The organism is Paenibacillus ginsengarvi, from assembly GCF_003626695.1.
Taxonomy (GTDB): Bacteria; Bacillota; Bacilli; order Paenibacillales; family NBRC-103111; genus Paenibacillus_AB; species Paenibacillus_AB ginsengarvi.
Genome location: NZ_RBAH01000003.1, coordinates 151,805 through 175,334, shown reverse-complemented (window position 1 = coordinate 175,334; position 23,530 = coordinate 151,805). Strand labels below are relative to the sequence as shown.

Annotated in this window: 18 protein-coding genes; 14 read left to right on the top strand and 4 right to left on the bottom strand. The window is 54.5% G+C overall.

The genetic code is table 11. The annotated features are described in order from the left end of the window. Nucleotides 1-18 precede the first annotated feature (18 nt). From D7M11_RS05735 to D7M11_RS05690, 10 genes are all read left to right on the top strand, one after another. Nucleotides 19-2,256, top strand: coding sequence for a helix-turn-helix domain-containing protein (locus D7M11_RS05735; protein WP_158606475.1), 2,238 nt, complete (start codon nucleotides 19-21; stop codon nucleotides 2,254-2,256). A gap of 234 nt (nucleotides 2,257-2,490) precedes the next feature. Further along, nucleotides 2,491-3,429 (top strand): ABC transporter permease, encoded by a 939-nt coding sequence (locus tag D7M11_RS05730; protein WP_240040968.1) that lies wholly within the window; start codon nucleotides 2,491-2,493, stop codon nucleotides 3,427-3,429. Further along, on the top strand, nucleotides 3,423-4,328 hold the full coding sequence (locus D7M11_RS05725) for a carbohydrate ABC transporter permease (protein WP_120746203.1): 906 nt from the start codon (nucleotides 3,423-3,425) through the stop codon (nucleotides 4,326-4,328). The genes D7M11_RS05730 and D7M11_RS05725 overlap by 7 nt, the downstream gene beginning before the upstream one ends. A gap of 37 nt (nucleotides 4,329-4,365) precedes the next feature. Then, on the top strand, nucleotides 4,366-5,937 hold the full coding sequence (locus D7M11_RS05720) for an extracellular solute-binding protein (RefSeq protein ID WP_120746202.1): 1,572 nt from the start codon (nucleotides 4,366-4,368) through the stop codon (nucleotides 5,935-5,937). 16 nt (nucleotides 5,938-5,953) lie between these two features. Further along, nucleotides 5,954-7,105 (top strand): GNAT family N-acetyltransferase, encoded by a 1,152-nt coding sequence (locus D7M11_RS05715; protein WP_120746201.1) that lies wholly within the window; start codon nucleotides 5,954-5,956, stop codon nucleotides 7,103-7,105. Nucleotides 7,106-7,165: 60 nt separating this feature from the next. Continuing rightward, nucleotides 7,166-8,260, top strand: a complete 1,095-nt coding sequence (locus tag D7M11_RS05710) for a sialidase family protein (RefSeq protein WP_120746200.1) — start codon at nucleotides 7,166-7,168, stop codon at nucleotides 8,258-8,260. A gap of 224 nt (nucleotides 8,261-8,484) precedes the next feature. Beyond that, nucleotides 8,485-10,800: a helix-turn-helix domain-containing protein gene (locus tag D7M11_RS05705; RefSeq protein WP_120746199.1), complete on the top strand. Its 2,316-nt coding sequence runs from the start codon at nucleotides 8,485-8,487 to the stop codon at nucleotides 10,798-10,800. 139 nt (nucleotides 10,801-10,939) lie between these two features. Next, a complete protein-coding gene (locus D7M11_RS05700; RefSeq protein WP_120746198.1) occupies nucleotides 10,940-12,571 on the top strand; it encodes an extracellular solute-binding protein in 1,632 nt (543 codons plus the stop codon). Between the two features lie 122 nt (nucleotides 12,572-12,693). Continuing rightward, nucleotides 12,694-13,662 carry an ABC transporter permease gene (locus D7M11_RS05695; RefSeq protein WP_120746197.1) on the top strand — a complete coding sequence of 323 codons (969 nt, stop codon included), beginning with the start codon at nucleotides 12,694-12,696 and terminating at the stop codon, nucleotides 13,660-13,662. A 15-nt stretch (nucleotides 13,663-13,677) separates the two neighbouring features. Next, nucleotides 13,678-14,556: a carbohydrate ABC transporter permease gene (locus D7M11_RS05690; protein WP_120746196.1), complete on the top strand. Its 879-nt coding sequence runs from the start codon at nucleotides 13,678-13,680 to the stop codon at nucleotides 14,554-14,556. Between the two features lie 139 nt (nucleotides 14,557-14,695). Here D7M11_RS05690 and D7M11_RS05685 read toward each other — a convergent pair whose 3' ends face one another. The 3 genes from D7M11_RS05685 to D7M11_RS05675 all read right to left on the bottom strand — a co-directional run bounded on the left by D7M11_RS05685 (nucleotide 14,696) and on the right by D7M11_RS05675 (nucleotide 18,560). Continuing rightward, on the bottom strand, nucleotides 14,696-16,402 hold the full coding sequence (locus tag D7M11_RS05685; RefSeq protein WP_120746195.1) for a S41 family peptidase: 1,707 nt from the start codon (nucleotides 16,400-16,402) through the stop codon (nucleotides 14,696-14,698). 104 nt (nucleotides 16,403-16,506) lie between these two features. Further along, on the bottom strand, nucleotides 16,507-17,883 hold the full coding sequence (locus D7M11_RS05680) for a sensor histidine kinase (RefSeq protein ID WP_120746194.1): 1,377 nt from the start codon (nucleotides 17,881-17,883) through the stop codon (nucleotides 16,507-16,509). After that, nucleotides 17,880-18,560: a response regulator transcription factor gene (locus D7M11_RS05675; protein ID WP_120746193.1), complete on the bottom strand. Its 681-nt coding sequence runs from the start codon at nucleotides 18,558-18,560 to the stop codon at nucleotides 17,880-17,882. The genes D7M11_RS05680 and D7M11_RS05675 overlap by 4 nt, the downstream gene beginning before the upstream one ends. 220 nt (nucleotides 18,561-18,780) lie before the next feature. Between D7M11_RS05675 and D7M11_RS05670 the strand changes: the two genes are divergently transcribed. The 4 genes from D7M11_RS05670 to D7M11_RS05655 all read left to right on the top strand — a co-directional run bounded on the left by D7M11_RS05670 (nucleotide 18,781) and on the right by D7M11_RS05655 (nucleotide 23,120). Continuing rightward, entirely contained in the window at nucleotides 18,781-20,244 is a 1,464-nt protein-coding gene (locus D7M11_RS05670) for an ArnT family glycosyltransferase (RefSeq protein WP_158606474.1), read from the top strand. Nucleotides 20,245-20,324: 80 nt separating this feature from the next. After that, nucleotides 20,325-21,029: a response regulator transcription factor gene (locus D7M11_RS05665; protein ID WP_120746191.1), complete on the top strand. Its 705-nt coding sequence runs from the start codon at nucleotides 20,325-20,327 to the stop codon at nucleotides 21,027-21,029. Next, a complete protein-coding gene (locus D7M11_RS05660) occupies nucleotides 21,026-22,090 on the top strand; it encodes a sensor histidine kinase (RefSeq protein ID WP_240040967.1) in 1,065 nt (354 codons plus the stop codon). Before D7M11_RS05665 ends, D7M11_RS05660 begins: the two co-directional genes overlap by 4 nt. Nucleotides 22,091-22,148: 58 nt before the next feature. After that, nucleotides 22,149-23,120, top strand: a complete 972-nt coding sequence (locus D7M11_RS05655; RefSeq protein ID WP_147433403.1) for a WD40/YVTN/BNR-like repeat-containing protein — start codon at nucleotides 22,149-22,151, stop codon at nucleotides 23,118-23,120. Between the two features lie 108 nt (nucleotides 23,121-23,228). Here the strand turns inward: D7M11_RS05655 and D7M11_RS05650 are convergent, their stop codons facing one another. Beyond that, on the bottom strand, nucleotides 23,229-23,492 hold the full coding sequence (locus D7M11_RS05650; protein ID WP_240040966.1) for a hypothetical protein: 264 nt from the start codon (nucleotides 23,490-23,492) through the stop codon (nucleotides 23,229-23,231). Nucleotides 23,493-23,530: the final 38 nt, after the last annotated feature.

Genomic DNA, 23,530 nt, shown 5'->3' with positions numbered 1-23,530 from the left:
AGAGGTGGGTCATACAGCATGAGCGCGGACAAATGGTCCTATCCGGCAGGCACCAATAGGCTCTATTTTCGCATATTGTCATACTTTCTGTTCCTGCTTGTCCCTACGCTGATAATCGGCTCCGGCATTTATGTGGCCAATCTGGCGGTGTTCAAGCAGCAGACGATCGATAAAATCGGAGCGAACCTGATCTCCTCGTCCAAGGCGATCGACAATATTTTGCGGACGACGGAGCAAACCGGCATGAACGTACTGATGAACGATACGGTTCAGCGCTACCTGGTTCCGTACGAGCAGCAGAGCACGGACGAAAAAGAGAAGGTGCCGAGCATTATCAAGTGGCTCTCGTCCAATCGCAATATCGTAAGCCCTTACATCGACGATCTGTTCGTTTTCACCGATGACGATTGGGTGTACAAAAGCGACGGGATCGAAAGCTTCCATTCTTTCTTCACACAGTTCAGCAAGTTCGACCGGTACGGCGAGACGTTCTGGGCGGAGATGCTGAAGAGCGATTTTTCATTTCGCGTGCTGGAGCCGACGGCTGTCAGCAAATGGTTCAAGGAAGGCAGCGAGCCGGTCATCCCGTTCGTGCTCTCGCAATATGTGGCTGGCAACCGGGTCGTCTTCGTCGCTACCGTATCGGCTTCCAAGCTGAATCAGTTTCTCGTTCAGAACCGTGTTGTCGACTCCAGCGCCTTCCTCGTATTGGATCAGAACCGCGAGGTGGTGACGGGCTCGCCCGAAGCGACGCAGCCGAGCGTTTCGAGTCAGTTGCTCGAGGCGATGGGCGACCGGACTTCCGGTTATGCCGAGTTGAAGCTGGATAAGCAGCGTTCCGTCGTGACCGTGAACCGATCGGAATACGGCTGGTATTATTACTCGATCACGCCGACTAGCGAATATACGAAGCTGGCGAGCGGGATTTTGTCGTTGATCGTATGGATGTCGGTTTTTCTGACCGTGCTCGGCGTCTTGTTCTCTTTTGTGTTCAGCAACAAGCTGTACAATCCGATCCGCAACCTGCTCGACGCGCAGCATCGCCGGGAGAAGTTTTCCGGAGAGTTTCTGGACAATGCGTTCACCTACGTGCTGAACGGGAATCCGCTGAACAAGCATGAGGCGCTGATGCAGGAGATCGGCTTCGAGAATGGGCGTTATATATGCGCTTGCATCAAGTTTCAGTTCAAGGAGTCATTTTATAAGGATATTCAGGACACGGACCGGCTCGTCATTTTGGAAAATATGAAAAAAATCGTTCAGGGCATTCTCCAGCGGCACGTACCCGCCTACGTCATCGATGTACAAAAAAATTTGTACGCCGCTATGGTCAACTTGAAAACGGCGGAGGACCGTTCCGCGCTCGATAAGGCGCTTGCCGCTCTGCTGGAAACGTTCGACTACGATACGAAGTACTGCAGGCTGGTGGTCGGCATCGGCAACGTGTACGACCAGATCGGCGACTTGGCCAAATCTTACGGTGATTCGCGAATGGCGCTGGCAAAAGCCGACGAAACGGCGGACTGTCAAGTGATCGACGCCGCGAATTTTCCGCTCGGGCAATATTACCGGTTCGGCTTCGCCGAGGAACGAAAGGTGCTGAACGGTCTGCGCAGCGGCGATATGGACGTGCTGGAGGCGGAAATCCGCGGCATCGTTGAGCTAAATCTGGAGATGGGCACCTCCAATTGGTACATGAACCTGCTGCTTGTCGAGCTGTACCATATCGGCGTCAAATATTTGCTCGAGAAAGGGATCAGTCCGCAGCGGCTGCTCACCGAACAGGACCATCAGATTTTGGTTGGCAAGTCGTCCCAGCTTCTCGACCTGCAAGAGCATCTGGAGCTGCTGCTCCGCTTCAGCCGGGAAATCGTCCTGACAGGCACGACCCAGGAGGATAACAAAGCGGCCAAAATCGTCATGAAAATAACGGAGTACATCGACGCCAACTACCGAAGCGACCTGTATCTGGAATCGGTGGCCGCGGAAATGAACTTGTCGGCGAAATACATCTCCAAGCTGTTCAAAGATTCGACCGGAATGAATATGACCGAATATATCGGCATGAAACGGATTGCCGAAGCGAAGCGGCTGCTTGGCGAGACGACGATGAAAAACGACGAAATTGCCGAAAGCGTCGGCATCGTGAGCCGGTCCACCTTTTTCCGCCTGTTCAAAAAGTACGAAGGGATCTCCCCTCAGGACTACCGGAAAATGCTTCAGGACGGCGCTGTTGCGGAAAATGAGCCGAAATGAGACCGTGACGGAAAATGAGACTGTGGGCACAAACGGAAAGTTGAGACCGATTGCTCCTTACTGGCAGTAGTAAAGCTCAGGCGTTTCCGGCTAATCTAGGGGTGCAGGCATTACGGTACCCCGGGTACGGAAAGGAGCGGGAACGAAACTACTGTCAGTTATTTTGAGAATAACGTTCTCCAGTAAGGAACTTGTCTATTCTCATGTGCGAGTAATTGGATTGGAGGCTTTCGGGTGGACAGTATACGACATGCCGGAGAAATACGACCGACTCCTCATTGGAGGAGGCAGCTGAGAAGAAGCCGATATTTGTACATCATGTTTGCCTTGCCGGCGGTTTACTTCATTTTATTTCATTTCATCCCGATCTTCGGGAACATCATCGCGTTTCAGAATTACAACGTGTTCAGCGGTTTTATCAAAAGCCCGTGGGTCGGCTTTAAGCATTTTCAGGTTTTTTTATCCGACCCTTATTTTTGGAAGCTGGTCCGCAATACGCTGATGCTCAATTTGTACGGCCTCGTATTTAATTTTCCGGCGCCGATTATTTTGGCGCTGCTGCTGAACGAGCTGCGGCTGAAGTTTTTCAAACGTTTTGTGCAGTCGGTCGCTTATTTGCCGCACTTTTTGTCCACAGTCGTCATCTCCGGCATGCTCGTCAACTTTTTGGCGATCGACGGGGTGCTCAACCGGCTGGTCGAATGGTTTGGCGGCAGTCAGATCCAGTTTCTGATCGAGCCTTCGTGGTTCCGTACGATTTTTACCGCATCGGACATCTGGCAGCAGGTCGGCTGGGGAACGATCATTTATTTGGCCGCACTTACGGGCGTCGACCCGCAGCTGTACGAGGCGGCCCGAATGGACGGGGCGAACCGGTGGAAGCAGATGCTGCATGTTACGCTGCCGAGTATTTTCCCGGTGATTACGATTTTGTTCTTGCTGACGATCGGCAACTTCTTGTCCGTCGGCTACGAAAAAATATTGCTGCTCTATAACGGCGCGACCTATGAGACGGCCGACGTGATTCAAACCTACGTATACCGCAGGGGCCTGCTCGGAAGCGACCTCAGCTTCGCTGCGGCGGTAAGCGTATTCCAATCGGTCGTAGCTTATGTGCTCGTAGTAGGGGCGAACCGGTTCACGAAATGGCTGGGTGGGACGAGTTTATGGTAAAAAGCGATGGAACAATCCTATCTCGCTTCGGTAAATGGAAATTTTCGCCATTCGATATCATCAATGGTCTGATCATGCTCGGCGTCGTTTTTCTCATGCTGTATCCGCTTTATTATATGGCGATCATCTCGATCAGCGCGGGAGGCCCGGTTTCCCGGGGCGAGGTCAGCTTTTATCCGGTGCAGCTGAGCTTTAAGGCGTACGAAGTCATTTTCTCCAGCGCGCCGATCGTGCAGGCTTATCAAAATACGCTGCTGTATACGTCGTTAGGCGTGGCGATCAATCTGATCATGACCGGGTTATGCGCCTATCCGCTATCGCGCAATCATTTTTACGGCAAACATATATTTGCGATGCTGATCGTATTTACGATGTTTTTTGACGGGGGCATGATTCCGCGCTATTTGGTCGTGGACAGTCTCGGCCTGCTGAACTCGGTGTGGGCGATCGTGCTGCCTCCCGCTATTAATGTGTTTTATATGGTCATGATGCGCACCTTCTTCCAGGCGATCCCGGAAGCGCTGATCGAATCGGCGCATATCGACGGAGCCAACGATTTGAAAGTATTTTGGAAAGTCGTCATTCCGCTCTCGGCGCCGCTTATCGCCACGATGGTGTTGTTTTACGCCGTGGGACATTGGAACAGCTTTTTCTCCGCGCTTATTTATTTGAACGAAAGCAGCAAGTTCCCGATCCAGCTCATCCTGCGGAATATCGTCATTCAGGGCGATACGTCGGCCCAGTCTACGGAAATGAGCGGCGTCGTCGGTACAATGGTCGTCGACCAGAACATCAAATACGCGGTCGTCATGATCGCCATCCTGCCGATTCTGGTGCTGTACCCGTTCCTGCAGAAATATTTCGTCAAGGGCTCGATGGTCGGTTCGTTGAAAGGATAATGTGAACTAGAAGCCTAGAAGGGGTGTTAGGTAACCTATGAAGCTGAAAAAACAATATGTGCCTGCGGCGCTGAGCGTGCTGCTGCCCGCCGTTGCCGTTATGTCGGCCTGCTCTTCCTCCACAGGATCGGATAAGGCGTCCGGAACGAATGCCGATGCCGGCAAAACCGCAGAGGCGAGAACGATTACGGTGATGCGAAGCGACAGCTCGATTCAGCCTTTATTGAAGGATTCCCCGGCACTGAAGCAGATTCTGGCCAAAACGAACATCAAGATCAACATGGAAGGCGTTCCGAGCAGCGACTACGACGCGAAGAAGAAAACGATGATCGCCACCAACAATATTCCCGATGTGCTTCATGTAGCGAAGGCGGACATTACGAACTATGCGGGCACCGGCATTTTCCTCAACCTGTCTCCGCTGATCGATCAATATGCGCCGAACTTCAAGAAGCGGCTGGAAAGCGAGCCTGAGGCGAACAAACTGAAGGTGAACGGCAACTTCTACGGTTTCCTGATTATGGCCCGCAAATCGGCCGCAGCCAACGTCGGCAACTTCCCGATGATTCGTACCGACGTGCTTCAGGAGTTGAATCTGAAGACGCCGACAACGTTCGAGGAGCTGTACGAGGTGCTGAAAGCGTTCAAGAAGGCGTATCCGGACTCGTATCCGTGGACGATGCGCAGCGGCTCCGCGTACAATTTGCGATTCCTCGCCTATGCGTTCGGCAGCGGGTATACGATATACTACGAGCCGAAGAAGGATAAATATTTGTACGGTCCGGCGTATCCGGAGTTCAAGGAAGTGATTACGTTCCTGGCGAAATTGTACAAGGAGAAGCTGCTCGACCCGAACTTTACGAACTTGACGGCCCAGCAGTGGCAGCAAAACCTGAGCTCGGGCAAATCGCTGTTCTTCTACGACAACTATACGTTTGCCGTCAACTACAACTCGGCGCTCCAGCAGGTCAATCCGAAGGCGAAGTTCGATATGCTGCCGCTGTTTAAGGATGCGTCGGGCAACAAGCGCAACTATATGGACAATCCGTCCAGCTTCAACTCGTTTGCGATCAGCAGCAAGGTGAAAAATCCGGAAGAAGTCGTCAAAATGTTCGACTGGATGTACTCCGACGAAGGCGCGGACATTACGAACTTCGGCGTGCCCGGCGAGCACTTCACCCGATCGGGAGACAAAGTCACGATCAGCCAAAGCCTGCTGAATCAGTTCAAGGATAAGCAGGACCCGTACCGGGCGATGCAATCGTTCCTCGGCACCGGACTGCTTGCGTTCAGCACGTTCACCGACGACACGCCGATGCTGACGATTTCGCCGCCGGAGCTGAAAACCTGGTCCGATGCGGTCAAGCAGCAGAAGGACCGCAAGGAAGTGATCGAGAAGCCGCTCGATCCGCCGTTTAACGACGAAGAGGTCGAGAAGCTGAAGCAGCTCACGACGAAGGTCGATACGGTCGTCACGCAAAACATCGACAAGTTCATTCTCGGCAGCCGTCCGCTCAGCGAGCTTGACGCTTTTGCCAAAGAAGTGATCGCGAGCGGCTCCGCCGAAATCGAGGATATTTACAACAAGGCATGGAGCCGGGTGAAATAAGGAGGAATAGAGCGGCATGGACGTTCGTTTATTGACAGCAGGGGAGATGGAGGAAGCGATTCGCCTCGCCGACGGCACGTTCCGGGGAGACGATCGTCCCTCGCTTTCGGTTTCTTCGCCGAATGTCTTCTCGAAAAGTCTGGGGCAGGCGGCAGGAGGCTTCGCGGACGGACGACTCGTTTCGTTCGCGGGCCTTGTCCCCTCGGTCGTTCGCGTAGGCGCAGCTCGTCTTCACGTCTACTCCTACGGAGCGGTCTGCACGCATCCCGATTACAGGGGTAAAGGACTTGCGAGTTCCATTCTTGACTTCGCCAAGCGGCATATTCGCCGGGCGGACGCATCCTTGCTGCTTGTATCCGGCGGGCGCTCCCTGTATACGAATGCCGGCTGCTATCCGTTCGGGATGTTTCGCAGGTTCACGCTGCTGCCGGAGCATACGCCGCATCTCGCCAAGCGCGAGAGCTCCGGCATAAGCTGCCGGACGGCGGACGCGGCCGACTGGTTTCGACTCGGAGATATGTCCGCAGCGAAGCCGGTCCACTACGAGCAAAGCGTATGGGATATGGCGCTTCTGCATCAAGCCAGAGCCGTCCCCTCTATGCAGCGGCTCGATCAGGTTACCATTATCGCCGAGAAGGACGGAGAGGCAGTCGCCTTTTGCGTGCTGGGGCTAAGACGCATCGGGGAAGAGTCCGTCAAACGGTCCGACTCGGTCATCGAGTGGGGAGGCCGGGCGGAGGACGTCTGCTCTCTGCTGCGCTTCGCTCTGGCGCACAAGCTGACCGATCGGCTCGAGATCGGCATTTCGTGGCATGAGGAGGAGATGGCGGGATTGCTTGGCGGGACCGGAGCGGCCTGGGCGGAAGAGCCGAATTCGGGGACCGTTCATATTGCCTGTGTCGAGAAGCTGTTCCGCCAGCTTCGGCCTTACTGGGAACAGATTTCCGGCAGTCCCGGCACCGTTCCGGCCGTAAGATCGCTCACGGACGGAACCTTCGAGGTTGTCGCCGACGATTGCTCGCCGCTCTTATGTAATGGCGAACAATTGGTGTCGCTGCTATTCGACAAGGAACCTAAAGAACTTACGCTTGATGAGCAGTGGCGAAGCGCCGTCTCGACTTATTTTCCGGTCCCCTTCCCATATACGAAAGGCCTCAATTATGTTTGAAGACAACCTTTAACGAAACGGGCTGCCGGAAATAGGCTGCCCGAATGGAGGAATCGATTCATGAAGCATGTCATCGTGTACAAAGAGGCGGGGCGGTACGCAGGTTGGCCGGCCAACTACGGCATATGGTCGTGGGGCGATGAGATTGTCGTCGGGTTTACGCTCGGTTATCATAACACCGAGGGCGGCTTTCATGCCCGCGACCGGACGAAGCCGCTCGTAGCGATGCAGGCCCGCAGCCTGGACGGCGGCGAAAGCTGGGAATCGGTTGTCACCCCGGTCCGTACGCCGGGCAACCAGGGGTTATCGGCAGGCGAGCATTCGTCGTTAGGCAGCGGCGGCGAAGCCGGAGAACAGGAGAACGAGCCGGCCCCCGTGCAGGAGCCGATCGATTTTTCCCATCCGGATTTTGCCTTGATGTGTGCGAGGAACGACGTGGTCGCCGGCTCCAGCTCCTGGTTCTACGTGTCGCAGGATCGCTGCCAGTCTTGGCAAGGGCCGTATGAGATTCCGATGATGGGCCAGATCGGCCTTGCGGCGCGCACCGATTATTTGGTTCAAGGGCGCGACGAAATCCTGTTGTTCCTGACTGCTCCGACGATCGAGGGAACGGAAAACGGCAGCCGTACGTTTTGCGCGAAATCCGAAGACGGCGGGAAAACGATCGAGTTCGTCTCCTGGATCGGCCCGAAATGGGACAACGGCTTCAATATTATGCCGGCCAGCGTCCGTTTGGCGGACGGACGTATCCTGGTTGCCACCCGCGACCGTCAAACGTCTGCGGATGAGAAAACGGGCAACTGGATCGATCTGTACGAATCGGCGGATGGCGGGGCGACCTGGACGTACAAAAATCGGCCTGTGGCCGAGACGGGGAGAGGCGGCAATCCGCCGACGCTTACCCGGCTGCATGACGGCAGGTTATGCATGACGTATGCGTTCCGGGACGCTCCGTATGGAATCCGAGCCAAGCTTAGCCTAGATGACGGGGCGACCTGGGGCGAGGAAATCATCCTGCGTTCGGACGGCGGCAGTCACGATATCGGCTATCCGCGCACTGTGCTGCGTCCGGACGGCACGCTCGTAACGGCTTATTACTTCAACGACGAGCTTGGCGGAGCCTGCTACATCGCCGCTACGCTCTGGAAGCCTTAAAAAGTTTAATTGGAAAAAACAAGCATTCGTCGATCTAATGCGATCGCCGGATGCTTTTTTTATTCAGAGTCGGAAACGGCTTGTAAGCATTTGGACCATTCGTTCCGTTTGAAGCCGGATAGGAAATATGATAAACTGCAACCTAAAGCTGAAGCCGCCTTGTGCGGAAAGCGGTTTCATCTATTAAGGAGACCATTGCCATATTCGACCGGGGAGGTCAAAGTATGATACGTCGTCGTAAAAGTGTATTTTTGACGCTGCTCCTGTCTTATTTTGTCATTCTGTTTATTCCGGTGTCCATCTCGGCCGTTATGTATACGAACATGGAGAACACGATGGTAGGGAACGCCAGCCGCTCCAATCTGGCGATGCTGGAGCAAGTGCGACAAATTATGGACAAAAATATGCAGGAAGTCGACCAGCTAATCGTTCAAGTTGCGACACATCCGAAGCTGCAAACGCTCTGGACGATACCGGAGGAAGAAAAATATATTCAATACGAAGAGGCATTCAAGGCGCTCAAAAATATTCGCACTGGCGCCGGTTTCGTGAGCGATTTATATATTCATTTAAGAAAAGGGGACGTCATCCTGTCTCCGATGTTCAAGACGGATGCGACTACTTATTTCACCCAGCTGTACCCGTATGCCGATAAAAGCCTTCAGCAGGTGAGGGACGAGATTTTGTCCGGCTACCATTTCAAAACGTTCTGGCCCGTTACGGCGATCCGGGATGTCTCGTCGTCCAAAAATTTCATCCAATGCGCTGTCTCCTTGCCGCTGGGGGAAAGCAATAACGTATGGGGAACTCTCGTCATGAGCATCGAGGACCAGCAAATCTATAACTTGTTGAAGCAGATCGAGTGGGCGGGAAGCGGCTCGATGTACATTATCGACGACCAAGGTCAAGTCATCATGTCGACGACCGGCAATTTTCGTCTGCCTGAAGGACTCAGCGATAAAATCGCTACGCGCAGCGGGTATCAGTCGTACAGCATCGGCAATCGGACGGAAATGGTGTCGCACACGACCGGTCAAGGCGGCTGGAAGTACGTGTCGCTCGTTCCGGAGTCGGTTGTGCTTGAGCGGGTCAACGAAATCAAAGCGCTGGCGCTTACGCTGCTCGGACTGGCCGTCGTGCTCGGCGCAATTGTCGCCTACTGGATGGCGAACCGGAGCTACAGCCCGATCCGCGACATGATGCTTGCGATTATGAACGGTCAAAAGCCGGACAAGAAGATGCTTGTCAATGAATACGAATTTATCAAATCGTCGATCGCCGAGTCGCTCGCCGAAGGGAAGGAGCTGAAACAAAAGCTCGAAGGGCATCTTCCCGTTGTCCGTACGTACTTTTTGACGCGTCTGCTGAAGGGACAGGCCGACCTCGCGACGCTGAAAGAGCAGTCGCTTGAATTTATGGGAGTTTCCTTCAAGCATGAGTACGTCTGCGTGGCGCTCATCGAGGTTGACGAGAGCAGCGGATTTTTGACCGACCACAGCGAACGCGATTGGGCGCTGCTGCGCTTCGTGTTGTTCAATCTGAGCAGCGAGCTGCTTGGGGAGAGCGGTTATGTCATGGAGACGGATCGCAACCGGCTGGCGCTTCTGCTGAACTTGCCGGACGACTCCGAACAGTCGCGGCGCGAGCGGGATGAGCTGATTGAGGAGCTAAAGGCGATGACGGAGGGGCGATTCCGCACGAAGATCGCTGTCGGCGTCAGCTCGATCCGGCACGGCCTTGCGGAAACGGGCAACTGCTACGAGGAGGCGCTGAACGCGCTCGATTACCGGATTATTCACGGCGCCAGCTCGCTTGTTCATTTTGAAGCTATCCAGGATAAAGGCGGAACGTTTTATCATTACCCGATGGAAACGGAAGCCCAGCTCATGAATTATGTGAAAAGTGGAGATTATAACAGTGTCGAGCTGCTGCTCGACGATCTGTATGAGCAAAATATCGTATCCCGCGGCATGACTCCGGAAATGGGTAAATGCTTGTTCTTCGACCTGCTCAGCACGATACTGAAAGTGCTGAATGCGCTCAAAATCGACGAGCAGCAGCTGTTCGGCTCGCACGACCCGGTCAAAAGCATTGCTGGCAGCTCCTCGGTAGAATCGATGCTGCACAAGCTGAAGGAGCTATGCCGGACGGTTTGCGCCAGCGTCCGCGAGGCGAGAACGGATCAAGGCGAACGGCTCAGCCTCCAATTGAAGTTATATATCGACGAGCATTATGCCAATCACGGGCTCAGTCTTACTTCGATCGCCGATTTTTTCGGGATGACGCCGCAATATGTGTCCGGCTTCTTCAAAAAGCAGAACGGCGAAAATTTAACCGATTATTTGCTCGCGGTACGGATTCGGGAAGCGAAGCGAATGCTCGCCGATCCGGAACAAACCGTACTGCAAATCGCACAAAAAGTCGGGTATGCGACCGATATCGGATTCATTCGCGTATTCAAAAAAATCGAAGGCATTACCCCCGGCAAGTACCGGGAAACGTTGCTGCAAGCGGGCGATATGAAGAACGGTTCGCCCTGATGAAAATCGGTTTATGCCGGATGTGAAGCGCGGTTTGCGGTCTGTAAAAACGGACGGTAGGCAGCTTCCCCGGCTTTTTTTATAGTTAAAGGGCGGGATCGACTCGCAGCAGAATTGAAACGGGAGGGGTCATCAAGTTATGGTCAAAAATATGAAAATGCTTACATCTTCTGTAATCGCAACTTCGATGCTGGCTGTACTGATTGCAGGCTGCGGCGGTAAAGAAGAGCCGAAGAAAGAAGCGGGAACGACTCCGGGCAATACGAGCGGAGCGGCAGCATCGGGCGATGTGAAATATCCGGGTTCGCTGACGTATTGGGTCAGCTTAAACGGAAACGCGGGCGCTACGATGAAAAGCTACGGTGAAATCGCTGCGTATAAAGAGCTGGAGAAAAGAACCGGTACGAAGGTAGAGTTCCAGCATCCGCCGACAGGACAAGAAAAAGACCAATTCAACCTGATGATCGCCTCCGGCAAGCTGCCGGACGTAATTGAATATACGTGGGCGAGCGCTCCGAAAGGCGCCGACAGCTTAATTAAGGAGAAGCGCATTATTCGCCTGAACGAGCTGATCGACAAATATGCGCCTAACTTGAGCAAAGTGCTCAAGGATAACCCGGAATTCCGCAAGCTGATTACGACGGACGAAGGAAACATTTACGTCATGCCGTTCCTGCTCGGCGATGAAATGCTCAAAGTCGTTCACGGGCCCGTGCTGCGCAAAGACTGGCTCGATAAATTGAATTTGAAGATGCCTCAAACGATATCCGATTGGGAAACGGTATTGACCGCATTCCGCGATCAGGACCCGAACGGCAACGGCAAAAAAGACGAAATTCCTTATTACTTCTCGATTGCCGATCTGGACACGAACCATCTGTTCCTCGGAGCATGGGGCATTGCGTCCGACTTCTACAACGAGAACGGTAAAATCAAATACGGCCCGATCGAGCCGCAGTTCAAAGAGTTTTTGACTACGATGGCCAAATGGTATAAAGACGGTTTGATCGATAAAGATTACGCGACTACCGACGCGAAGCTGAAGGATGCCAAAGTGACGAACAACCAGCTCGGCTCGTTGTCCACGTATCCGGGCAGCGGTATTTCCCGCTATACGACGCTGGCACAGCCGACAACGCCGAGCTTCAAGCTCGTAGGAGCTCCTTATCCGGGCCTGAAGGCCGGCGACAAGCCGCTGGGCCAATACACGATGCCGTTTACGGGAGTAGGCGCGGCGATCTCCGCTACGGCGAAAAATCCGGAGCAGATCATCAAATGGCTCGATTACAAATACGGCCAAGAAGGACATATGCTGTTCAACTTCGGTATCGAAGGCGAAAGCTACAAGATGGAGAACGGCTATCCGAAATATACCGATTTGATCATGAACAACCCGGATAAGCTGCCGATTACGCAAGCGATGGCGAAATATTTCATCGCCAGCTGGAGCGGCCCGATCGTTCAGGATAAGCGCTATATCGAGCAATATTTCACGATGCCGGAGCAGCGTGAAGCGGCACTCACTTGGGCGAAGGCGGAGCATTCGAAAACCATGCCGCCGATTACGCTGACGGCTGAAGAAAGCTCCAAAACGTCTTCGATCATGAACGACGTCAAAACGTATCGCGATGAAATGATCAACAAGTTCATCATGGGTTCGGAACCAATCGCCAACTTCGACAAATTCGTACAAACAATCAAGAGCATGGGTATCGACGATGCGATCAAAGCCCGTCAAGCGGCGCTCGATCGATTCAATAACCGCAAGTAAGACGGACGGATATGTAGCCGGTTCCGCGGGCGGACGCGAAGAAGATCGTTCTTCGCGTCCGGCGGTTCCTGCCAGTCTAGGACCGCGAAGAGAAGAAATTTGACAGACAGGAGGGCTGCATAATGTCCGTTGTATTGAAGGAAAAGCCCGACACTGCTTTGAAACCTTCGGTCGACAAAAACGCCTTCAAGTACCGCTTTTTTCGCGACTTGAGGCTTAATAAATATGTGTATTTGATGCTTATACCTGTTGTGGCCTACTATATCGTGTTTTATTATGTGCCGATGTACGGGCTGCAGATCGCCTTTAAAGATTTCTCTCCGGGGCTTGGCATGTGGGAAAGTCCTTGGGTCGGCTTTCAGCACTTCGAAAGCTTTTTTAACAGTTACTACTTTTGGCGGCTCTTGCGCAATACGCTGCTGCTCAGCTTCTACGAGCTGCTGTTCGGTTTCCCGGCCCCGATTATTTTGGCGCTGCTGCTGAACGAGCTTCGCAGCGTCCTGTTCAAACGGGCTGTGCAAACGATTACGTATATGCCGCACTTCATCTCGATTGTTGTCATCTCCGGCATGCTGGTCGATTTCCTGGCCCGCGACGGTCTGATCAATATCGTGCTGGGATGGTTTGGCGTCGAACCGACCGCCTTCCTGGGCGAAAGCAGCTGGTTCCGGACGATTTTCGTTTCCTCGAACATTTGGCAGAGCGTAGGCTGGGGTTCGATTATCTACTTGTCGGCGATGTCCGGCATCGATCCTTCCCTCTACGAGGCGGCCAAGGTGGACGGGGCCTCGCGCTGGAAGCAGACGCTGCATATTACGATTCCGGGCATTATGCCGACCGTCATTATTCTGCTTATTTTGCAGATCGGTACACTCATGTCGGTAGGCACGGAGAAAATATTGCTGCTGTACAATAGTACGACCTACGAAACGGCCGACGTTATCGGAACGTTCGTTTACCGCAAAGGGATTTTGGAATCGGATTTCAGCTACAGCGCCGCAGTCGGCCTGTTCAATTCAGTCATTAACTTCATCTTGCTCATTACGGCCAATGCGATCAGCAGACGTACGAGCGATACGAAGCTGTGGTAAGGAGGGACGGAGCACATGATTAAACGAACTTTGGGTGAACGCGCTTTCGATGTCATGAATATCATTCTCATGACCGGCTTGTCGATCGTAACCATCTATCCGTTCCTGTACGTCCTGTTCGCATCGCTCAGCGATCCGTCGTGGGTCGTGCAGATGCGGGGGCTGATCTGGTTTCCGCACGGCTTCAATCTGGAGGCGTACAAGCTTGTATTTGCGAATCCTTCGATTTTGACCGGCTACGCGAACACGTTGTTTTATGTGATCATCGGAACCGCGCTTAACATTCTCATGACGTCGCTTGGCGCTTATGCGCTTTCGAGACAAAGCGTCATGTGGAAAAACCCGATCATGTTCATGATCGTCTTCACGATGTTTTTCAGCGGCGGTCTCATTCCGACGTACCTGCTTATCAACAACATCGGCTTGCTAGACAGCCGCTGGGCGCTAATTATTCCGAGCGCGATGAGCGCCTACAATCTGATCATTATGAGAACGTCGTTCCAGGCGATTCCGGTCAGCCTCGAGGAGTCGGCGAAGCTGGACGGAGCGAACGATTTCACGATCTTGTTCCGCATCATCCTGCCGCTGTCGATGCCGGTCGTGGCAGTCATGATCTTGTTTTACGGCGTTGGCCACTGGAACTCCTGGTTTAACGCGCTCATCTACTTGCGGACGCGGGATTTGTATCCGCTCCAGTTGATCCTGCGCGAAATTCTCATTACGAACAGCACCGACTCGATGATGACGGGCGTTGGCGGCGGCGACAAAATGCCGATCGGCGAAACGATCAAATACGCGACGATCATCGTGGCGACAATTCCGATCCTGCTGCTGTATCCGTTCTTGCAAAAGTATTTCGTCAAGGGCGTCATGATCGGTGCGATCAAGGGCTGAGAGGCGCAGGAAGGGAAGTTTGGACGGGACCTTGTTCTCCGCTTGGCGGTGGAAGGAGGTCCCTTTTGTTTTTCCGGTGGGGGATGCGCCTGAAGCGGCAGGTTCATTTGATGCAGCTTGAGGCTGAAGGTTCTAGTTTTTATTTCTCCAGAGCTTCTATAGCGGCTTGAAGTTCGACGTCTTGACCCTCGATATATTTAGCGGCGAACGTCTCTTCGTTTAGCGGCACTTGAATATCGGGCGAGACGCCGCCCCGGCCCTGGCCGTCGCTGTCGCCTTGAACGGCATAATGGGCGTCCAGTGATCTACCGTCCGGGAAGCGCAGCAGGTAGCCTTCCGGCATCTTCGCTTCGATCGGGCGGCTCATCACGCCGAAGGAGCCGTTCGTGGAGGTGAAGCCGACAATGACGGTTCGGGGTTCTCCCTTCAGCACGAGCGGCAAGCCTTCCGCCGAACTGGCCGTATTGTGGTTGACCAAGATAGCTATCTTCCCTTTGTAACCCGACTCCTTAGGCGTTATGACGCGAGTCTCTCCGGTATTGACCTCGAATCGGCCCGTCGTCCGGCTATAATAGCTGACGGATTCATAATGTCGCTTCCACGCGCTTAAATACCCGGCAATGGCCGCAGCCACATCGTCGTCTCCGCCGGGATTGTCGCGCACGTCGACGATCAGGCCTTTGACGGACCGGTTCTGAAAATCATGGACGATCCCCGCGAAAAATCCGGCGGGATCAGACACGGCATCGTTTGGCAGGAAGTACCGAATCTGAATATAACCGTATCCGTTATCCAAGACGCGCCCTTCGATGGGGGCATCCGTCCGCTTCAGCTTGGCCTTGGTAGCCTTCAGGGTTGCATAGTCGTCTTCGTAGGCTTGTAAGGTCGCTTTTCTTAGCTCGTTATTCGCCCTGCTCCTGTATTCGACCTTGGCCCAGCTCCCGACCGCCGCCCGGGTCATGAATCGGCCCTGGTTCATCATCCGATCCCCATCCGTCGCCGTCGGATTCTCGCTCCAGGCCGCCGACCGATAGACGTCCAGCGCGGATCTTCCGTTCCAGGCGACGATCTCGTCGCCTAGCGCCATTCCGACGCTATCCGCCGGACTGCCCTTCAGCAGCAGGCTGACCCGTGCTTGGCCGTTATCCAGCAGGACGGCTCCGATGCCGAAGCCGCCCCCGGCCTCCCGTTTGAAGACGGGATTGTCCTCGTACAAGGCTTCGTTAACGATCTTTACGTGACCGTCCCGGAAGGAGAACAGATACTCCCGCAAAGCCCTGTAATAGAGCTCCTTATCGCGGTTCTTCTCCGCTTCCTGGAAGATCGGCGCATACTTGCGCTCAAGAGCTTCCCAGTCAACCTGTTTCCAGTCGCCGAAGGGGTATTCCTTGGACAGCCGCTCGTTCAATCGGACGAAGGCCTCGGAGTAGCTCAACTCCCGAAAGTCACTGGCCGGATTATAACGAAGCTCCCCGGCGAGCAGGAGCGCAAGGACGATCGGGCTCACGGCGGCGAGACATGACGCGGCGCGGACGATCGCGCGAAGTCTCCTGCGCTTGGGAAGCGGGGCGTGCCGCTTGGGCGCCCAGATTCTTTTCGCTGTGAACAGGAATAACAAGCCGTTCAGGCCGTACAGAATCAAGGCCGGCAGGGTCGTATCCCCGCAAAACAAGCTCAGGGCCGACGTCAGCACGCCCGCGCTCGGCACAAAATCGACCCATCGGTAAAGGCGGCGAGCCGGAAAAGCGTACCATCCTAGTAAAAAGAGATCGATCGCGCACAAAATCATCTCATACGGGGTTAACCACTTATACGCCTCAAACAAACTATCCGCCAAAGTGCTCATCGTTTTCGCCTCCAGTCTAAATCGTTGAAATTCCGTTCCACTAGAAGAGTAGAAGCGAAATATGAACGGAGCGTGAACTCGCACGAGCTTGGCGGAAGATTCATTCAAGGCGAAGGGAGGGGCTTAACGGCGTTCCGCGGCAGCCGGACCGTGACGGTCGTGCCTCGACCCGGAGAACTGGACGCTTCGATCCGCCCCTGGTGAAGGAGAACGATCCGCTTGACGATGGACAGCCCCAGACCGCTGCCGCTACCGCTTCGGCGGGACCGATCGGCTTTGTAGAAACGCTCGAAGATGCGGTCGAGATCCTCGGGCGGAATTCCGATCCCGGTATCTGTTATCGTAACCTTATATTCCTCGCCCTCTGGAATGAGAGCGACGGCGATCTTCCCGCCTTCCGGGGTGAATTTGATACTGTTGCCAAGCAGGTTCGTCCATACCTGATTCAACTGGTCGGGGTCGGCATGAATCTTAAGCGCTGGAGGCAGCGACAGATCGAGGTCCAGACGATTGGCGGACCACAGCGGTTCCAGGGCGACCGCGACCTGCCTGATGCTCTCGTCCAGATGGAAGGTTCGCGCCGTCATCGGATGATGCTCCGATTCAAGGGAGGCCAGTTTCAGCAGGTTGTCGCTAAGCCGGGATAGCCGCTCACTCTCGGTCAGAATAATATCGATGTAACGGGCGCGGTTCTCCTCCGTTGTCAGTCCCGGGGATTTGAGCGCCTCGGCGAAGCCGGAGATGGACGTCAGCGGCGACTGAATCTCGTGCGAGACGTTGGAGACGAACTCCTGACGCATCTGCTCCAGCCGCTTGAGGTCGCGGGCCATCGCGTTGAAGCCGCGAGCCAGCTCCCCGAGTTCGTCTTGGCGGTTCGCTTGCAATTCGACGTTGAAGCGGCCCTTGGCCAGCTCACGGGTCGCCGCCGTCAAGCCCTGCAGGGGCTTCACCAGATAGCGGGCGGCCGCCAGAATACACAAGCTGCCGACGACCAGCACCATCAGCAGAATGGCCGATAGGAGCTGTAGGATCGTGCTCTCGTTCTTGGAGGAGGTCAACAGAAACAAACCATAGGTGCGGCCTTCGGCGGCCAACGGGAGGCCTACTGTCAATTCGTCAACGCCCCGTAGAGCGGAACGATAGGGTTGTCCGCCCAGAACCAGTCGAATCGATTGCGGGGCAAGGCTGGAGGGAAGCTCCTTCATCTCCCGTCCATAAGACCGGTAATGGTCCTCGTCGAGAAACAGAATCAACGGATAAGAGATCAGTTTGGAAGTATGGGTCAGGAAGCCGTCGAGATCCTGCGGCTGCGTCAGCTCATAGAGACGGATTACCCGCTCGCCGGCGCCAGCCATCTCCTGCTGGCCGAGGCGGTTCAGCTTCGGCTGGAACAGGACGAGACCGATGATCAAGGACGACAACAGGCTGATGACTATGATGACCAGAAAAGTCAGCACGACGCGGACGTATAAGGTCTTCATCTCGCGTTCACCACAAGCCGGTAGCCGAGGCTGCGGGCCGTTTCGATATGGAAATGCCCGGCACTCCCGACGAAGCGCTGCCGCAGCCGCTTGATATGGACGTCGACCGTCCGGTCGTCGCCTTCGTAATCCGTCCCCCAGATCTGGACGATGAGGCTCTCGCGGGTAAAAATCTGACCGGGATGGCTGGCGAGTTTGAACAGCAGCTCGAATTCTTTAAGGGGCAAAGTCAGTTCCTCACCATCTCGAATAACTTTGTTGCTGCGGCCGTCCAGCACGATCCCGCCCAGTTGAATGAGCCGGGATGAGGCGATCCGGTACCGCTTCAGCAGCGCCTTGACCCGCATCACCAGCTCCATGGGGTGGAAAGGCTTGGTCAAATAATCGTCGCTGCCCAGTTGGAAACCCCTCACCCTGTGAGCTGCTTCCCGCTTGGCCGTCACCATGAGCAGGGGGAGGTCGGCATCCCGCTTGCGAATCTCCCGGCACAACTCCCAGCCGTCCATGAGCGGCATCATAATATCGAGAATGACCAACTGGACGCCCGCCCCCGCGATGAGCGCAAGCGCATCCTCTCCGTTGTCCGCCTCCGCGATCTCGAAGCCTTCGTTCCGCAGATAGAGGCCCATCAGCTCGCGAATATGGGGGTCGTCGTCGGCGATCAGAAGCTTGACCATAACGGCACCGCGCTCCCTTCCTGATTCCTGATTTATCCTTACATAATTATAACAGCGGGAATACGGTTCGCCCCAAAGTTATTGCTGACATAGTCCAGTATCTTCCATGCGTAGTGGCGCGTCAATACAGATAATCCCGCAAAAGATCGCCTTTACTCCGCCTTCCCCGACCAGTAATATAAGTCGTATAGCTGGAATCGTACGGAGAGGAAGTGAGCGGGTGGAAGCGAAACGGACGTGGACACAGACGGGGGAGCATCACGTATCCCGGTGGCTGGCGGTAGGCGGCATCGTGCTGTTCGGCTGGATGCTGTGGCATTCGTTTGCGAATGCATCCGGCTTCGTCGGCTCCGGGGGAGTGACAGCGCTGCTGGTGGTCGGGGCAGCTGTGATCGCGCTGCTCGTCGCGTTTGTGTTGGACCGGTACATGGGCAGGGCCGCTTCGCTTGCCGTCGTGCTGACAGTAGCGGTCGGCTTGCGCCTGATCTGGATATGGAGCGTCGATACGCAGCCCGTCTCCGACTTTCTCGATATGCATTCGGCGGCTTTGAACGCGGCAAGCGGCGATTTTTCGTTTGGCACAAGTGACTATTTTACGCGCTGGCCGTATCAGCTTGGCTTTGCTTTGTACGAGGCGCTGCCGATCAAGCTGTTCGGTTCTTCTCTCATCGTCCTGAAGCTGTTTAACGTGCTGTTCCAGGCGGCTACTGCGGTTCTCGTGTACCTGTCGGCGGCACGGGCGTTCGGGGAATCGGCCGGCAAAATGGCGTCGCTCTTCTATGCGTTGTATGTGCCGCACATTATGATGTGCTCCGTGCTGACGAATCAGCATATTTCGGTATTCTTTTACTTCCTCGGCATGTATGTGCTTATTCGCTCCAATATGAGAGGTACAATGGACTGGCTGCTCATCGGAATTTGTTTCGCTATAGGCAACTGGATGAGGCCGATGGGCGGCTTTTTTATAATCGGACTGCTGGCTTACGCCGCTCTGTTCCTGCTTGCGCCGCGTATTCGCGAACGGAGCTGGCTGTCTCTCGCCGCCAAATGCGCAGGCGTGCTGGCCGTCTACTGGCTGCTGCAGCAAGCTGCCGGTTTTGCGCTGGCGCAATCGGGCGTAACCTCTCACGGGCTGACCGGCCGCGAGCCGTACTGGAAATTCGTGATCGGCCTCAACCCGGCCACGAATGGGGGCTGGTCGTACGACGATACGGTATACGTGACGCAGTTTCCGCTCGGCGAGGAGCGGAACCGGGCGGAGCTCGAGCTGCTGAAGGAGCGGCTGGAGGACAAGAGACAGGTGGCGGCGCTGTTCGTCAGCAAAACGAAAACGATGTGGGGGGCGGAAGACTCGGCGCCGATGTGGAGCATGGCGGATGAGAACCGTCCGGTGCTGTACCACAGGCTTGTGCAGGCGGAACGAATCGAGTATGTGCTGATGGCGCTTTTCGGCCTGATCGCGATGGCGGCGCTCGCTTACCGGGGAGGGACGGCGCAGGCCGGTCTGTACACGCTGCTGCTGCTCGGGTATGCGGCTCTGCATGTCGTCATCGAAGTGCAGACGCGTTACCGGTTCGATATTTTCCCCTGCATCTTCGTGCTGCAAAGCTATGGAGCAGCCTTGCTGCTGAACGCCTTGCCGCGGAAGAGCCGCGGGACCGAAGCTCGGACGGCTGCCGCTTAAGCCGCCTCCGGGCTTTTTCTTTTTTGCAGCGGCCTCGGTATAATGGTACAAAGGAATCGTGCGGAAGGTGGAGACAGCGCTTGTACAAAATTATGATTGTCGAAGACGACGACAAAATTGCGTCCATCCTCGGGGGGTATCTGGACAAGTACGGTTATGAACCGATCCGCGTCACGGATTACCGCGGCGTCAAGCAAGCGTTCGCTTCCGCAGAGCCGCATCTGGTGCTGCTGGACATCAATTTGCCGCAATACGACGGGTTTTACTGGTGCAGGCAGATCCGCACGATCTCGAACGTGCCGATCCTGTTCTTGTCCGCCCGCGTTGGCGAGATGGATCAGGTGATGGCGATCGAGAACGGCGGGGACGATTACATCACGAAGCCGTTTCATCTCGAAGTAGTGATGGCGAAAATCAAAAGCGCGCTGCGTCGCACGTACGGCGAATATGCGGCGGTGCCGCAAGCGGCGGATGTGATCGATGTGGAGGGTCTGACGCTCTACCGGAGCAAGGGAGCGCTCGAATGGAAGGGACGGCGGACGGAGCTGAGCCGCAACGAAACGAAGCTTGCCGAGGAGCTGATGCGCCGGGCCGGGCAAATCGCTACGCGAGAGCAGTTGCTGGAGGCGCTGTGGGACGACGTATCGTTCGTCGACGACAATACGCTGAACGTCAACGTGACGCGGGTGCGCAAAAAGCTGGAGGAGATCGGCATCGAGAAGGCCATCGATACGGTGCGCGGGCAAGGGTACCGGCTCCTTGTCACCTGGAGGGAGATGCCTTGAAATTTAAAGATTTTATCTCCGACCGGATCGGCTATATCGCCGTTTATTTCATCGGCATCGCGCTTGTCGTGCTTGTGGTCGAGCTGGATCTGCTCGGGCAGCATGCAGGACTCGGCTGGGACAATCTGCTCTACATCGCGATCTTGTCCGTAGTCGGCGTCGGCGTTTATCTGATCGTCGATTATGCCCGGAACCGTCCGTTTCATCGGCAGCTCGCCCGGATGGCCGACCGCGAGGCGGAATTGGATGACGTGCTCGGACTTCAAGGCGCTGTCACGCGAGAGCAGCGGGCGATGCAAACGATCGCGATCGCAAATTACGGCAAATACGTCGAGCGGCTGGAGCAGTACAAGCAGCAGCAGGATCAGCACCAGACGTTCGTCCGCCAGTGGGTGCATCAAATGAAAACGCCGGTATCCGTCATCAACCTGCTAACGCAGCAGGCCGAAGGAGCGGACCGGGAAGAAGCGAAGTCGCTCGCAGCGAGCATGCAGGAAGAAAACGAGAAGCTGGCTCACGGGCTGGACATGATGCTCAGCACGGCAAGGCTCGAAAAGTTCGAGCTGGATTTGCATATCAAACAGGTGGAGCTGATTCGCGCCGTGCGCAGCGTTATTAACGAGCACAAAAAGGCATGCATCCGCTACCGCATTTTTCCGAAAATCGAGGCGAACGCGGAAGCGATCTGGGCGGAAACCGATGAGAAATGGCTCGGCTTTATCCTGAATCAGCTCATCACGAATGCGATCAAATATTCGAAGCCGAAGGAAGGCGCGAAAACGCTGCTCGTAACCGTTACGGAGCAGGACCGGCTGTGCCGGGTTGCCGTTCAAGACGAAGGCATCGGAATCGCCCAGCATGATTTACCGCGTATTTTTCAAGCTTTTTTTACGGGCGAGAACGGCAGGCGGGTAGCGGAATCGACGGGGATGGGACTATATTTGGCGGAGCAGGTATGCATGCGGCTCGGTCACCGGCTGGAGGCGGTTTCGACGCTTGGGGATGGGACTGAGGTTACGCTTACGATTGCGCAGCAGGCGGGCTATCATCGGGTAACTTAAGCGGTATGGAGAGGGGCTACGGAACTAAATGGAGAAATGTGCCGGAGTCCAGAGGAATATGACGAAAAAGGTAATTGGAATCCTGTTACTAGCTGTGGTGATTTATTTCGGGTATAACTATGCGGTAGATGCCTCTACCCCTTACTACACGATCAAAGGATCCAACAAGATGAACGGTACTACGGCGCAGATTGGCCCGTCGGGCGATCCGAAGTATAAGAAAATTGTCTACATAAATGATCAGTATATAGCGGTTACCTTGACTGGCTTTATATACCAATCAATAGATGGGCAAACGTGGAAAGAAGTTTATCGAGATACCGGCAGGAATTCTTTGTACGATGTAGTATACGGGAATGGATACTACTTGGCGATTGGAAATATCGTTGTTAAATCTTTTGATGGCGAGCATTGGGCTCCCAAGGACAATAACTTGACCAACAGTCTAACCGAAGTTGCGTTTGGAAACGGTGTTTTCGTGGGCAATAATTCTCAGAGAATTCTTACATCCGTTGACGGAGCAATGTGGGGATCTAAAGAGTCCGCATGGCACCTTTATTTGTTTAGAGACATCGCGTTCGGTGACGGAAAGTTTGTCGCTATTGCATCGTTTGGGATCTATCATTGGTCAAAGGATGGATATGAATGGAGCGAGGCAAAAGTAGATAAACAGTTAGATGGGCATTCAATTGGAAAAGCTCTTAAATCTATTTCATATGGGAACGGTATATTCGTTTGTGTGTCCGACGACCCTGACAGGGATGGCGGAAGCATGATTTATTTATCTAAGGACGGAGTGAAGTGGAAGAGGGCAGCGAGATTCAGCGGTACGCCGGAACGGGTAGAAGTAAGTCCTGAAGGATTGATTGCTGTTATCGGTAAGAAATTGATTTTAGTATCCCGTGATGGTTCGAAATGGGCTTCATATCGAACCGAGGGCGAATATTACGTAGATGTGGCTATAGTTAAAGATAGGATGCTTTTTATGAAGGCGACCGGGGAAATTGTAGAACATTTGTTGCACGAGTAGCATGCAAAGAAATCGGTATCTGTATTTTGCTAAAATTTCATCCTATTTGGAATGGACGTTTATGATGCCCTTTAGACTGTAAAAGTAAAAAAGAGGGCAATCGCCCTCTTACTCCGGAAGCAGCCCGCTATCCTGGATTTCCTGATGAATTTCATCGGTGAACCGGTCCAAGCAGTTGCAAAAGTAATCTCTGCGGCAAATTGGACATGGCACATGCAACAGCCTCGTAACGTTGCTAATTTTCCAGTCGGGTCTTTTTTCGTAAAAGATCCGGCATTTCGTTTTGTCGGCGAACGTAGCTACGAACTGGTAAAGTCCTTGCTTTTCGTTCGTGTCCGATTTTTGAAGATCGGTTACATAAAATTGATGCATGTTTATCACCCTACAATTCGTATAGACTGGACGTGACG

Bases quoted from the DNA above. Each gene is read 5' to 3' on its own strand.
- D7M11_RS05690 (WP_120746196.1), top strand. From the start codon at position 13,678: ATGATTAAACGAACTTTGGGTGAACGCGCTTTCGATGTCATGAATATC.
- D7M11_RS05720 (WP_120746202.1), top strand. From the start codon at position 4,366: ATGAAGCTGAAAAAACAATATGTGCCTGCGGCGCTGAGCGTGCTGCTG.
- D7M11_RS05725 (WP_120746203.1), top strand. From the start codon at position 3,423: ATGGTAAAAAGCGATGGAACAATCCTATCTCGCTTCGGTAAATGGAAA.
- D7M11_RS05695 (WP_120746197.1), top strand. From the start codon at position 12,694: ATGTCCGTTGTATTGAAGGAAAAGCCCGACACTGCTTTGAAACCTTCG.
- D7M11_RS05650 (WP_240040966.1), bottom strand. From the start codon at position 23,492: ATGCATCAATTTTATGTAACCGATCTTCAAAAATCGGACACGAACGAA.
- D7M11_RS05655 (WP_147433403.1), top strand. From the start codon at position 22,149: ATGACGAAAAAGGTAATTGGAATCCTGTTACTAGCTGTGGTGATTTAT.
- D7M11_RS05680 (WP_120746194.1), bottom strand. From the start codon at position 17,883: ATGAAGACCTTATACGTCCGCGTCGTGCTGACTTTTCTGGTCATCATA.
- D7M11_RS05700 (WP_120746198.1), top strand. From the start codon at position 10,940: ATGGTCAAAAATATGAAAATGCTTACATCTTCTGTAATCGCAACTTCG.
- D7M11_RS05710 (WP_120746200.1), top strand. From the start codon at position 7,166: ATGAAGCATGTCATCGTGTACAAAGAGGCGGGGCGGTACGCAGGTTGG.
- D7M11_RS05705 (WP_120746199.1), top strand. From the start codon at position 8,485: ATGATACGTCGTCGTAAAAGTGTATTTTTGACGCTGCTCCTGTCTTAT.
- D7M11_RS05735 (WP_158606475.1), top strand. From the start codon at position 19: ATGAGCGCGGACAAATGGTCCTATCCGGCAGGCACCAATAGGCTCTAT.
- D7M11_RS05675 (WP_120746193.1), bottom strand. From the start codon at position 18,560: ATGGTCAAGCTTCTGATCGCCGACGACGACCCCCATATTCGCGAGCTG.
- D7M11_RS05685 (WP_120746195.1), bottom strand. From the start codon at position 16,402: ATGAGCACTTTGGCGGATAGTTTGTTTGAGGCGTATAAGTGGTTAACC.
- D7M11_RS05715 (WP_120746201.1), top strand. From the start codon at position 5,954: ATGGACGTTCGTTTATTGACAGCAGGGGAGATGGAGGAAGCGATTCGC.